At 55.2% G+C, this 14,297-nt stretch carries 6 protein-coding genes; all 6 read right to left on the reverse strand.

The features are described 5' to 3' along the window. Nucleotides 1–212 precede the first annotated feature (212 nt). The 6 genes from QWJ20_RS03800 to QWJ20_RS03825 all read right to left on the reverse strand — a co-directional run bounded on the left by QWJ20_RS03800 (nucleotide 213) and on the right by QWJ20_RS03825 (nucleotide 13,846). Nucleotides 213–2,315, reverse strand: coding sequence for an efflux RND transporter periplasmic adaptor subunit (locus tag QWJ20_RS03800; RefSeq protein WP_433991902.1), 2,103 nt, complete (start codon nucleotides 2,313–2,315; stop codon nucleotides 213–215). Next, nucleotides 2,315–3,634 (reverse strand): efflux RND transporter periplasmic adaptor subunit, encoded by a 1,320-nt coding sequence (locus QWJ20_RS03805; RefSeq protein ID WP_433991903.1) that lies wholly within the window; start codon nucleotides 3,632–3,634, stop codon nucleotides 2,315–2,317. Before QWJ20_RS03805 ends, QWJ20_RS03800 begins: the two co-directional genes overlap by 1 nt. Then, nucleotides 3,631–4,455 (reverse strand): efflux RND transporter periplasmic adaptor subunit, encoded by an 825-nt coding sequence (locus QWJ20_RS03810; protein ID WP_433992380.1) that lies wholly within the window; start codon nucleotides 4,453–4,455, stop codon nucleotides 3,631–3,633. The genes QWJ20_RS03805 and QWJ20_RS03810 overlap by 4 nt, the downstream gene beginning before the upstream one ends. Before the next feature lie 114 nt (nucleotides 4,456–4,569). Then, nucleotides 4,570–6,066: a TolC family protein gene (locus tag QWJ20_RS03815; RefSeq protein ID WP_433991904.1), complete on the reverse strand. Its 1,497-nt coding sequence runs from the start codon at nucleotides 6,064–6,066 to the stop codon at nucleotides 4,570–4,572. A 56-nt stretch (nucleotides 6,067–6,122) separates the two neighbouring features. Next, nucleotides 6,123–8,072, reverse strand: coding sequence for an Ig-like domain-containing protein (locus QWJ20_RS03820; protein ID WP_433991905.1), 1,950 nt, complete (start codon nucleotides 8,070–8,072; stop codon nucleotides 6,123–6,125). Then, on the reverse strand, nucleotides 8,027–13,846 hold the full coding sequence (locus QWJ20_RS03825; RefSeq protein ID WP_433991906.1) for an Ig-like domain-containing protein: 5,820 nt from the start codon (nucleotides 13,844–13,846) through the stop codon (nucleotides 8,027–8,029). Before QWJ20_RS03825 ends, QWJ20_RS03820 begins: the two co-directional genes overlap by 46 nt. Between the last annotated feature and the right edge of the window lie 451 nt (nucleotides 13,847–14,297).

The raw sequence follows: 14,297 nt of genomic DNA on the forward strand, positions 1-14,297 counted from the left end.
CACAGAAAGAAATAAAAACCACAGAAAAAACAAAGGAATTAAAGTAATAAATAAAAAAACAAAACACACAAAATGATCGCGATAATTATTTCATTAGCATGAATACCAGTAGCGATCTTAAAATAAAACTCTCATGGGATTATTTTTAAGCAGCATACCGTGATGGTGGCGGAATGCTATCCGCCTTATGACCGAGGGAATACGCTATTTACCTAGAAGCCGCTTTCTCTCACACCTAAAGCCGCAACCTGCCGCCATACCCCGGTGAACAGCGACTCCGCTTCGCCGTTTATCACCACCAGCCCACGCAGTGGCTGTGCGGGTAACGTCAAATCGGCGGCAACATCAAGGTTCACACCATACCAACCCTGGACCGGGCGCAGCTGTTTTTGCTCATCCCGCCTTACTGCTATCGGCCCGCCGTGTTCGGAGGCCAGCATGCTATGCTCAATGAAGGCAATGCCTGTCGGATCAATGTCTTTTAATATTACAGGCACCGCAGCACGTGCCGGGTCATCCGCAATGAACTGACCAGACATCCCCACGGTAATACGATTAAGCTTGTCTTCACGTAGATAGCCACGCAGGCGGCCTCCTTCGCTGTCCACAATGCGCAGCAGCGGCAGATCGGCATCCAGCCACCGTCCCGGCGTTAAATCAACGGCGATGTCCCTCACCACACCGGACTGCGGTGCACGGATCTGCAACCGTTCCTGCTGTGCTTTCAGGCCACGGTATTGTGCCAGCGCTGCCGCCAGTTCCTGTTCCAGAATCAGCGAATCGCCCACCGTGTCACGATTCGCCGCCTGACGACGCATTTGTAATTGCAGGATGCCAATACGCTGACGAATAATCGCCAGCCGGAAATCGAGATCGCCGGAGGTCAGCGTCAACAGCACATCGCCCACCTCAACCCGCTGTCCATCCTTCACCTGTAGCTGTTTCACCTGTGCCGCAACGGGTGAATACAGCGTATTGACGCGAGACGCTTCCAGCACCGCCGGTATTTCAACCTGACTGCGCCAGGGGAAAAACAGCACCATGAGCAGTAGCAATAAACACAGCGCGGTACGCCAGACAGCGCGAAACTGCGAGCGTTTACGCTGATGCCACCACTGTGCGCACTCTTGCACAATAGGCAGAACGATGAACCAGCCAACCTCAACCAGCATCAGGAAGATGCCCAGAACTTTGAAAAAATAGTGATAGACCGCCAGCGCAATACCGAAGAACAGGAAGAAACGCCACACCCAAGAGGCATATCCCCACAGCAGCAGCCTTTTCACCATCGGAGGCGACCAGCGCTCCGGCGGCACGTCTCCATAGCCAAACAGCTTTTCTCGCAGGTGCCAGCGGCACAGAGCATAGGCGCGCCCTTGCAAATTATCGATACGCCAGGCGTCGCTCAGCATAAAGTAGCCATCAAAACGCATCAGCGGGTTAACGTTGATGATCAGCGTGGTAATCCAGGTCGCGCTGGAAAGAAGGAATGCAGCCGAATGCAGCGGCCCCTCCGGCAACAGCGACCAGGCCAGCAGCGCCAGCGTCGCCAAGAGCAACTCCGCCAGAATTCCCCCCGCGCCAATCAGCACACGCGCACGATGATCGCCGACCCGCCAGGCATCGCTAACATCGGTATACAGCATCGGAAACATCACGATGAACGCCACACCCATACTCTGAACCCGGCAGCCCGCCTTTTTTGCCATGTAGGCATGGCCCAGCTCATGAATAAATTTTGCGAAAATCAGGGCGCAGCCAAACGCCATCATCCCTTCAAAGCTGAAGAGATGCGGAAACGAACTGCGATAGCGCGGCCAGTCTCGGCTGACCAGAAATATACCCAGCAGTAAAACCAGCGGAAAAACCACGCGCAGCAGCGTAACGCCATAGCGCTGTAGCCACGGCCACGTTTTATTCAGAAAAGGATCTGGACGCCACAGCGGAATGCGGAAAAATAGATACTGATGTAACACCTGTTTAATCAGGCTACGGCGGCGGCTGGCCGCTTTAGCCTCGTAGCTGCTTCGTTGTTCTTTATCGCTGCCCGCGATCAAATCGTGTGCGCGTAAAAAGCGCAGGAACTGCTCCAGATCGTCATTCCCAAGCGGTATACCGGGCTCTTGATTCACCGCGGCCATCACCTGTTCCGACTCACGTAGGGGCCAGTGACGCAGCAGTCGGATTGCCGTGTTGTTCAGTTTAAAATAGCGGCCAGAAATCGTATCCGCTAACGTCCACTGCGGGGAACCATCTCGCGCAGGCGCTGCCGGGGAAAGGTGTAGATCGTCACGTAGCGGAGGTAAAACAGCCATCAGAATCCAACCGTTTTGCGCAACGCCGCGACAGGACGGCGGAACAGATAGACGCCCATCGGCACATATTCACCATAAATCTTCGCCGTGCCGCGTAAACCGATACGCGGTGCGTCGGCGATAAAACGGGCATCGAGTCGATAAGCCAACGTGCTGCGATCGGTTAGCGCCGCTTCATAGGCGATACGTTGCAGCGTGGCTTCATGACGTTTCAGCGGATCGCTGTCAAGGAAGAGCGCAACATCAGCTTGAACCGGAAACTGGATCGCATCGCCCACATCCAGTTCAATCTTCAGTTCTGCCTGCTGCGGACTGGCCAGCTCCATCAAGCGCTCACCCGTTCTGACGGGCTTCCCGCGCAATCGGTCGCCGTCAGCAAACACGGCAATACCATCGCGCTCCGCCCTCACCTCACTGCGCGACAGCAGATCGTTGGCATACATCAGCTCGGCACGTTTTTGCTCGACCTGTGCCGACAGCAAATCGAGTTTCGATTTGGAATCTGCATCCTGAAAAGCGCGCTGCGACCCCGAACGCCACTCGGCTTCGGCTACGCCCAGCGCCCGCTCTGCCACATCGGCCTGAGCTTTCAGCGTGGTGTTATCAAACCGCACCAGCACGTCATCTTTCTTCACGGCCTGATTCGGCTTCACCGTGATTTCAGCGATCACACCGTCCAGCGGTGCCGTCACAATCCGCCCATCCAGCGGCACAACTTCGGCCGGTGCCAGTACCGACTGACGAACCGGTATCAGCAGCGCCCCAATGAGTACCGCAACGGCAATCAATACCTTGGCTTTCGGAATCCCAGGTCGCCACGCTTTGCGCGGCTCCAGCGCCAACCAGGCATGCGCATAGGCATCAGACAGCTGTTCCATCAGCGTCTGATCGGTTTCCTGCCACGGTAAATCTCGCGCATACCACAATCCGCCAATCAGCTGTTCCTGCCGATCTTTTAACGGTACCCAGAGCGCTTCTTGTGCAGACAGCGTTTGCCAGTCATTCTGCGTTTGCGTATCAAACCAGTCGGCTCGCACCGTTGTAACGTGCTCAGCGGCTTTTTGGGTAACCAGTTGCTTGCCTGCGCGTTCGATAAACGCGACAAACGGCGCATGCGGATCGGGAACGGAAACCCCGGTGACGGCACGTACACGCCCATTGATCACCAGCGCGACGTGACGAAAACCGAACAGCCTCTGGCTGTCATTCACCATCGAGTAGGCAAGCGTCTCGCTATTTTTGGCGCTACGCGCCAGGCGCTCCAGATGAATAAACTCGGCAAATGCCCGCTCAAGCGTGAAGGAATGCGATTCGCTCACGGCTGCCCCGTAAAGCGTGCGCTGCCGCTCATTCCGGCGAGCAAGCTGTTATCGGGTTTGAGCACTCGACCAATCAGCGTCAAGGTCTGGCTGCTTTCATCAATGCGCGCGCCGATGCGCAGCACTTCCGCCTGTAGCGGCACGCCGGTTTCATCGGGAACGAAGGTAAATGTCTGCTTTGGTTTAAGTGAAGCGAGCCAGCGGGACGGCACCAGAACGTTGATCTCCAGATGGCGGTTATCCACGATTTCCAACAGTGGCATCCCCTGACCCACATATTCCGAAACCTGAATTTTACGCGACACAACCTGACCAGAGAACGGGGCAACAACGCGGCAGCGGTTAGTCTGGATCTGATAAACCTGACTTTCCGCCGTGGCCTGCGCCAGACGCGCTTCCGCCACCGCGACCGCATTGCGGCCAACGGATTTCATCTCTGCCAACTGTCTGTTCTGACTCAGTTCCTGCTGTGCCGCTCTCATAGCGGCCTGCGAGGCAGCAAACTGTGCCTGATAAGCCGAGCAGTCAAAACGCACCAGCAAATCACCCTTCTGGAACGCTTCACCGTCGCGAAACGGCATCTCAACCACTTTCGCATTCAGTTCACCGGATAGCGTCGCCTGATCCACCGCCCTTAGAACCCCTCTGGCCTCTCTCGCCGAGGTTTCTGTCACCGCATTGCTTACCGGGGCAAGCTGTAGCTCATCCTCTATCTTTTCTGCCATAGCGGAATAAGGCACACCGGAGAGTAACGCGATTAGCACGAGAGAAAGCGTCGTTTTCTTTGGCAGAATGTTATGCAGCGTCCTGCGATGACACATCATGTTCAGCGGTATCGTTTTCCGAAATAGGGTTTTCTTATTCAACGTCGTCATCCAACACGCAGTGTGTTATGAGGCGGTCTGAAGAGGAATATCCAGACCGCACACCGTTCCTTACAGCGAAAGGTTACCGGTCGCCCAGCGCTTCTCCGTTTGATCGAGCGCTTTCCCTACAGACGGGATATCATTCAAGGTCTGCGTTGCTGGCAGAGGATCCAAGCCCGCGGTAACAAAGACCTGGCCATATGCATTACGTAATTCAGCATAGGCCAAATCATTGCGCAAAGAAGTATTCACCGCGTTCAACTCACCCTGAATCAGCTGTAATTCACCGATGTTGCCAGCCTTGTAGCGGTTATTCAGCTGTTCAAGAATATCCACATCCAGTTTCTGCAACTCTTTACCGGTGCGGTATTGGCGCTGCGCTTCATTGAAATTGGCGCGGGCCACATAAAGCTGCGCCAGTACCGCCATCGACATCGCCTGACGACGCATTTCGGAGACGGTTTCGCCCGCTTTCGCCACATCGATAGCGGCCGGACCAGAGAACAGATTGAACAGGTTCCAGGTCACTTTCACCCCGGCATCAGCCCAATGTTGGTTAACCAGAAACGAGTTACTGTCGTAGTTGCCCCCGACCGACATTTCAATCCCCGGCAGCATACGAAGCAGCGATTTACGCGTTTCTGCCGCGCTGATACGTACCTGATAATCCTGTTCGCGCAGTTCAGGGCGGCTCACTAACGCGGCCTGCTCCAGATCGCTAAAGGCCACTTTCAGCTCTGGCTCGACGAGTTCATTCTCCTCCGGCAACACCAGTTTATAATCTGTCCCCAGCGGCAAATTCATCAGTGTTGCCAGCTCGGTTTTTGCCAGAGAGAGCGCACGACGCTGCTCTTCCAACTGGCGCGTCGCATCCAGCAGCGCACGCTGGTAGCTGTAGGCTTCAATAATGTCACCGACTTTTTGCGCCGACATTTTTTGGCTGTTCTCACGCGCCATGTTAACGCGCTCGATTAAGGCATCAATACGATACAGCAAACGTTCAGCCGCTACCGCACGCCAGTATGCCGACTGCACATCCTGCACGATGGTGTGCGTCACTTTACGGCGACGCTCTTCGGCAATCCAACGTTTATCCGACTGTTGATGCGCCGTAACATAGCTGACGCCAAAGTCGAGGATATTCCACACCATATTCAGATCCGCGACGCGGCGGGTTTGATCCTGCGAGGTCGACGGCTCCAGTGAGGTGACGCCCCTTTCTATACTACGGCTACTGGAAGCACTCACGTTACTGCGCGTCACATAGCCCGCATTCGCTGCCATTCTTGGCAACATATCAAAACGCGCCAGATCTACCTGCTCCTGCGCCAGCGCCTGTTCCATCACTTTTAAACGCGCTTCGAGGTTATATTTCAGCGCCCTTGCCATCGCATCATGTAACGTAATGGGTGCCGTCACAGGTTCTTGATTGCTGAACATCACACGCAGATCGGTATCCGCACGTCGGGTACTTTCTGCTTTATCGATCGGCTGAGTTGATACCGCACATCCACTGACTAACAGCGCCAGCAGTGTGACGCTGAAAATTTTCGGGCATCTTTGCATAGTCGATTCCTTACCCCTGTTTTTTATTGTATTCATCACACCCTGCCACCGCCGTTTCAGGCTGGTTTGCTCATGTTTTGCAATGCGCCTTCGAGAGAGGCGATTTGCAGACGTTCATAGTCATCTAATGCTTTTAGCTGCTGGCTAAATACGGGCGCGCCAAAGACGGAGACGGGCGACATAACGGATGTCGAATTGCCCTCCGACACGGACTGCCAACTGCCGCCGCTGAACACCTCAAGCGCGGTATTACCGGGAATGATATTGTTCGCAAACATCCCTGCCAGAGTGGACTTCCCACCCATTGACTGGTTGAAATCAGAGACGTTGCTTCGTGGTATACCGGGTTCGTAACGGTTTACGCCATTGTTGGCAAAGGCCACGGCCACAGCAGAACCGCCAGCAACACCACTGCCTTGTGCCGCTGCGCTAAACACGCTGGCGGTTCCCGGCGTAGAGCCTTCCGCTGTACCGGCATTGAAGAGTGAAGACGGTGCTCCCAACAGGCCATCGCCACTGGTCGACGCCGCTCCAACTGTCAACAGCGAAAGTTGGCTTTGGACCGCAGCGTTATTACCGACGATCGCCACCGCTGGTCTACCAGCATTCGTTTTGAATTCGGGATCGCCATCCGATTGCGTAGAAGGCAGGACGCGTAAAACAAATGTGGTGCTCACGCTCACGCCCGCTGCATCCGTCGCGGTAACCAGAATTGACAGATCGCCGCTATTCGCGCGCCCCGGCGATCCGCTAAAGGTGCCGGTTGCAGGATCGAAACTCACCCAGGCTGGCAGCGCAGAGCCATCCGCCCGCGTTGCACTGAGGCGCAGCGTATCGCCCACATCAATATCAGAGAAGGTATTAGCAGGAACTTGGAAGCTAAACGCCCCATCGCCATTCACCGTTTGGTTGCTAATACCTGTGGTGGTTGGCGCATCGTTAACGTTATTCACGACAACCGTAAAATCGCTGGACACCGAGACGCTGTTTTTATCGGTTGCGGTAATACGAATCGCTAACGATCCCACATCAGCGTTTTGCGGCGTACCTGAGAAGGTCTGCGTCTGAGGGTTGAACACCAGCCAGGACGGCAGAGCCGAGCCATCGGACAACGAAGCACGGTAAGTCAGACTGTCGCCCGCATCGTTATCGATAAACGCGCTAGCGGGTAGCGTGAAGGTAAACGCACTCCCTTGGCTAGCGGACTGATTGCCAATACCGTTGGCAACCGGTGCAGTATTGCTATGAACGTCGCCGCTGATCCCCTGACCGTTCAGGTCATTGCCAGCCAGATCCGTCACCCCACCGTGATTGCCGGTAAAGACCAACTGAACTGCACCCGCCCCTGTCACATTGGTTAAATCAATTCGATAGGTTGTCGGACTCAGTGCTGTCACCGCACCAATTGTCGCCGTGGTGCCGTTAGCGTTAAGCAGAGAGAAGTCACGAACATCTAATCCTGTCACCGCTTCTGAAAAGACCAGCGTGTAGCTCAGTGCCTGCGAACCTGACGTTTCCGTCAGTGTCAGGCTGACCGGCACAGGGCGAGCGGTATCGATGCTGATATTCCCGGACGTCTCGCTGCCCACGCCCGCGTTACCCGCCGCGTCGGTGACGCCGCTGTAGTTCAGGCCGATTGCCATGCCCGCATTGGTCACGTTAGCATTCGGGGTAAAGGTCGCCATCCACGTCACGCCGCCGTCGCTGCTGGTTACATTGCTCAGCGTGCCGTCTGCCACGGTCAAATCGGCGTTGCTAAATCCGCTCACCGCTTCGGAGAAGGTGATGGTGACTTCAGCACTTTCGCCCGCTTTCAGGGCGTTGTCGCTCACCGCTATCGTCGCTGTCGGCAGCGCCGTATCGATACTGATATTCCCGGAGGTCTCGCTGCCCACGCCCGCGTTACCCGCCGCGTCGGTGACGCCGCTGTAGTTCAGGCCGATTGCCATGCCCGCATTGGTCACGTTAGCATTCGGGGTAAAGGTGGGGTAAAGGTTGCTGTCCACGTTACGCCGCCGTCGCTGCTAGTCACGTTACTCAGCGTACCATCCGCCACTGACAGGTTGGCGTTGCTGAAGCCACTGACCGCTTCGGAGAAGGTGATGGTGACGACGGCGCTTTCACCCGCTTTCAGGGCGTTGTCGCTCACCGCTATCGTCGCCGTCGGCAATGCCGTATCGATGCTGATATTACCGGACGTCTCGCTGCCCACRCCCGCGTTACCCGCCGCATCGGTGACGCCGCTGTAGTTCAGGCCTATTGCCATGCCCGCATTGGTCACGTTGGCATTTGGGGTAAAGGTCGCCGTCCACGTTACGCCGCCGTCGCTGCTGGTCACGTTACTCAGCGTGCCGTCTGCCACCGACAGGTTAGTATTGCTAAATCCGCTCACCGCTTCGGAGAAGGTGATGGTGACCTCAGTAGTTTCGCCCGCTTTCAGGGCGTTGTCGCTCACCGCTATTGTCGCCGTCGGCAATGCCGTATCGATACTGATATTACCGGACGTCTCTGTACCCACGCCCGCGTTGCCCGCCACGTCGGTGACACCGCTGTAGTTCAAGCCGATTGCCATGCCCGCATTGGTCACGTTGGTGTTCGGCGTGAAGGTCACTGTCCACGTCACGCCGCCGTCGGTGCTGGTTACATTGCTCAGCGTGCCGTCCGCCACCGACAGGTTGGCGTTGCTAAAACCGCTCACCGCTTCGGAGAAGGTGATGGTGACGACGGCGCTTTCACCCGCTTTCAGGGCATTGTCGCTGACGGCTATCGTCGCCGTCGGCAGCGCCGTATCGATGCTGATATTCCCGGAGGTCTCACTGCCCACGCCCGCGTTGCCCGCCGCATCGGTGACACCGGTGTAGTTCAGGCCAATCGCCGTGCCCGCATTGGTCACGTTGGCGTTCGGGGTAAAGGTCGCTGTCCACGTCACGCCGCCGTCGGTGCTGGTTACATTGCTCAGCGTGCCGTCGGTCACCGACAGGTTGGCATTGCTGAAACCACTGACCGCTTCCGAGAAGGTGATGGTGACTTCAGCACTTTCACCCGCTTTCAGGGCGCTGTCGCTCACCGCTATCGTCGCTGTCGGCAGCGCCGTATCGATGCTGATATTCCCGGAGGTCTCGCTGCCCACGCCCGCGTTGCCCGCCGCATCGGTGACACCGGTGTAGGTCAGGCCAATCGCCGTGCCCGCATTGGTCACGTTGGTGTCTGGGGTCAGGGTCGCTGTCCACGTCACGCCGCCGTCGCTGCTGGTTACATTGCTCAGCGTGCCGTCGGTCACCGACAGGTTGGCGTTGCTGAAGCCACTGACCGCTTCGGAGAAGGTAATGGTGACGACGGCGCTTTCACCCGCTTTCAGGGCGTTGTCGCTCACCGCTATCGTCGCCGTCGGCAGCGCCGTATCGATGCTGATATTACCGGAAGTCTCGCTGCCCACACCTGCGTTACCCGCCGCATCGGTGATGCCGCTGTAGGTCAAGCCAACCGCCGTACCCGCATTGGTCACGTTGGTATTCGGGGTCAGGGTCGCTGTCCACGTCACGCCGCCGTCGGTGCTGATCACGTTACTTAGCGTGCCGTCCGCCACCGACAGGTTGGCATTGCTAAATCCGCTCACCGCTTCGGAGAAGGTGATGGTGACTTCAGTAGTTTCGCCCGCTTTCAGGGCGTTATCGCTGACGGCTATCGTCGCTGTCGGTAGCACGCCATCAACAACAATGGCTTTCTGTGCCGCCAGTGAATTAAGGCTATTGAGCCCTGGCAGAGTCAGCACCGCCGTGCGATTAGCATTGTCCTGAATCGTCGCGCCATTAAGCGACAGTGCAGACGTGCTGGCGTAGTTCAGATCGGCGCTCAGATCGCCACTTTGCACGATATATTCGAAGGTCAGCGTGTTAGATCCAGAGCCTGCCACATACGTCGCCACGCGATCGATCGCGCCCGTTTCGAGTAATAGGGTTGGCACACCACCAGTGGTATCTACAACGACATTGGAATCAAACGCTACCGTAACCTGAATGGCTTGCCCTATTTTATAGGCTCCATCGGCGCTACTCGCACTGACGCTGGTAATCGTGGGGTTATTCGGATTCACCGTAATCGCGATGGTATCGGTGTCCGTTTGTGCCCCACCGGAGCCTGAGCTGCCTAAATCATTACTGACAATTTGGATCGACGCGCTGCCGTTATAACCGCTGGTTGGGGTAAACGTCAGGCCATTTAACGCATTGTTAATATTGGTCAGGCTGCCCTGGAAGGTCATCGTGCTGTCGTCTGCGCCCGATCCCACGCTGAAAATCAGCCCAGAGAATGGCGACAAGGTCAGTAATCCATTCGACGCAGTTAGCGTCACCTCCATGGTGTTACCACCGATGTCGACGTCACTGACGGAAATCAGGTTGCCGTTAGCAGTATTAAATACCAGCGAGCCATCCTGCTGTACCGCCTGTGCCACAGGTACGCCGTTGACTGGCGCATCGTTAACCGCATCAATGCTCAGTGTCACGGTGCTCGACGCAGTTTTGGCACCGCCACTCCCCGTGTTACCGCCGTCATCAATGCCGACCGTCAGCGTCACATTTCCTGTTGCGTTGCTGGCCGGGTTGAATAGCACATTACCGTCTGCGATATAGGCATTGATATTGGTGATTGAGCCCGTCAACGTCAGGCTACTCGTGCCACTACCCACAACGGTAACGCCAGCATTGCTTGCATTAAGCACGCCGCTGCCTACGGATAACGTCACCGTAACGTCATTACTATTAGCATCGACATCCGCGAAACTGATGCCGGTAATGGCCTTAGCCAGATCTTCCGTTACCGTGATCGAAGTGGGCGCGCTGATAGTCGGTGAGTCGTTCACCGCCACTATAGTTACCGTGGCAGCAATCGACAGCGTTGTGGTTTCTACACCACCATTACTCGTCCCGCCATTATCAGAAATACTCATCAACGTCACAGTACGGGTTGGCCCCGTAGGGTTTTCGCTGGTATTGCGATAGGTGATACCGTCGATCGCCGTGGCCGCCGCTGAGGCGCTGATGCCACCCGCTTTACTCAACGTTAGCGTGGCGGTGCCCGCAGCCACGCTAACGGAATAAGACAAACCGTTTGTGGTCGTAGTACCGCTATTACCGTTGATTAGCACAATGGTGGTTCCATCGACTTGCAGTTGTTCGCTGCTGCCATTCGACACATTGCTAACGACAAGAGAGAACCGGGTAATGCTCTGCCCGGCTTCAACCGTGCTGACTGAGACATTACTGAAGAGATCGACGGCGCTACCGTTTTCGGTATAGGTCACATTATTACCGGTGGCAGACAGCGTAGGCGCGTCGTTCACTCCAGTCACGCCAACGGCCACCATGGCGGAAGCACTCCCGCCGTCGCCATCATTGACGGTAATGCTCACGAAACGCGTCGTGATAGCGGGATCGGCCGTATTGCTGTTTTGATAAGAAAGTGCGCGAACTAATGCCTGAACGGCGGTTGGAGTCGCACTGGCGTTTAAGGACACCACCAGATCGTTCGTACCGGTGCCACCAGTGAAAGTGCCAATCACCACGCCACCATAGGTGACATTCGCGCCAGACACGCCGATTTGCCCGATACCAGTTCCCAGATTGATAATGCCTAACACATCTTCACTACTATTACCGTTAGTGGTGATCGCTACCCGCACGCTGCCGCCGTTGAAATCGGCTGAATCCGCATCCGTAACCGTAGCATTACCGCCCGCGTCTAAACTAATCGGGGATGCCCCCTCGGTAAAGTTAACGCCATCACCGTTCAAATTAGCGATGACTGGCGCAGCATTGACTCCCGTTACCGTAATCCCGTTGCCAGTCAGGTCCGCAATATTCCCGCCCGTAATTGGCCCGTTCCAGTCGTCGGCGGCAGCCAGATTATAGGTTGTACCGCCCAATGAAGACGCACCGTTCTGGTTAATTATCCCGCTGAGCCCGGTTCTATCGCTGGCACTTAATACCACCACAAAGGAGGTCGCGTTGATGATTTCAACATTGCTGGTAGCGCTGAGCGTGTAGGTACTACCGCCTTGGCCGGTGAAGGTGAGCTTAGAGACGTCAATATCGTTATTTAACCCACTCTGCTTAACCAGATTGGTGCCCGTCACCGTTAATGTGCCGGTCGCGTTATCGTAAGTCGAAGAGGTAATGGTTGGCGTTTGCACATTGCTAACGGTGACGCCATTGCCCGTCAAATCGGCAGGCGTTGAGGACTGTGTCGCATTCCATCCCGCAGCAGCAGCCAGATTAAAGGTCGTCCCACTGGCCGCAGAGGTTGTCCCGTTTTTGTTCAGCAGTCCTTCAACATTGAGTTGGTCAATCGTGTTCAGGTTGATGGTAAACGTAGTGCTACTGCTGGCAGTGACATTACTGCTAGTTAACGTATACGCATTGCCGTTTTCACCCACCAACGTCAGTTTGGATACGTCAATGGTGTCACCCGTTGCCAGGTTGACACCCGTTACGGTCAACACGTTAGTGCCGGCGTTGTAGGCGGCAGACGTTATCGCTGGGGAGGGTACATTCAGTTTGATATCGGAAATGACGATATCCTGAAAGGCAGAGTAGTTATCAGAAGAGATGACGACCTGTGTGACATCATTCATTGCCGAGGGAAAACTCGTTATGGTCGAAAAACTGTCAGTAACGGTCACATCGAATGACGAAATACTCCCGTTGCTATCGGTCACAGTAAAGGTCAGTACGCCTGTCGTCGCGCCAGCTCTGATTCCCGTGATATCGAAAGTATAGCCAGAGGGGGGCGTTATCGTGAGTGCGGTGCCAATACTCTCTGCATCAAGCGCATACAGACCACCATTTTGCGGCCCGCCATAGCTAGGATCTACCGCCAACCCGCCATTTCCCTCACCACCTGAAAAGGTTATCAAATGGCCATCAACGGTACGGGTGATAGTTGTCTCGCTATACTGCAAATCAGGATCGTAGTCATTAAACACTACTACTCCCAGCACATCACTATAGGCCTCGATAGCCATGGCTTCGGTGTCAATGCCGCCCGTCGTTTTTTCTAAGATCCAATCCCCACCGATCAGGCTGCTGCCTGTTGCATCCACGGACGCGGCAACATCCGCTCCGGTGGCCTGTGCCAGATTCGCTAAGAACACATCCCCGTTTGCGCCACCGGCAATATCACACCCGTAGAGCAGTAAATCGCCTTCGGTGGTTAATGCTGCGCCTAAGGCCGCAAGCTGTGCCTGCACGTCGCTCGATTTCAGCGATGAATCTGTCAGCACCTGCGTGCCCAGATTCACCTTGCCTTCAGAGCCGTGGGAAAAGACATGAATAGCGTCATAACCGGTATGCGTCGCCGCCCAGTCGGCCATTTGCTGCAAGCCATCCTTCGAGCCGTCGATCAGTACAACCTCAACGCCGGGCTTGATTCCCGCCACCAGCGTTTGGTAATCCTTCACTGACGTGTCGACAAAGGCGACTTCCTTACGTGAAGAAACCGCGCCGTCAGCTACGGCAGCAATATCAATATCCTGCGTCGCGGCAGATTGTGAGTCATAGGCGGTTTGATCTGCCGTGGAGGCATGGGTGCCAGATGCGGTGGTCGGTTCCGATGTGTTTGCCGCCGTGTCATTCACCGTTGCAGCAATCGCACCATCAAAAAGTATACGCGGCTCCAAAACATAAGCCGGTAGTGAAGAAGCCTGCATCGGATTTGTCGCCGCCGGCTTAATGACCGCATTTGCTGACTGAGGATGCCGAGTAAACCAATTACGCCATGCCATAGCGGGACTCCTTTAAGCGGCGCTGTTCCTTGCCCGATGTTTAATTTAAATGATGTTTTTTGGTGACCTGACATCACACATTCACGCCATTCCCGCCGATAGAGGGTATCGGATAAGAAAGGAAAAGACTGGAGAGATAAGACCTTGCTGACATATTTTCATAAAAACACATCTATTAACAATAGCTTTTAAAAAGAAATATCCTCCCAAAAATCTTAACAAAGACTAATGATAGAAATATGTTATAAATATCAAAAAAATAGCGTTTCTTTGCAGTATTTCTCCACTTAAACGTAAATTTTCCCTGCATGAATCCCTACCTGTTTTATGTAAAGATAAAACGGGAATTACGCGTATGATTTCCCCCTATTTCTAAAAAATTAGCAGGGACAGTTCGGTATCGTTTGAGAGTGGTATGGGATTACTGAAAGTATAAAGAAGGCGAAACCCC

Origin of the sequence: Pectobacterium sp. S5, assembly GCF_051707265.1 — a bacterium.
Taxonomy (GTDB): Bacteria; Pseudomonadota; Gammaproteobacteria; order Enterobacterales; family Enterobacteriaceae; genus Pectobacterium; species Pectobacterium polare.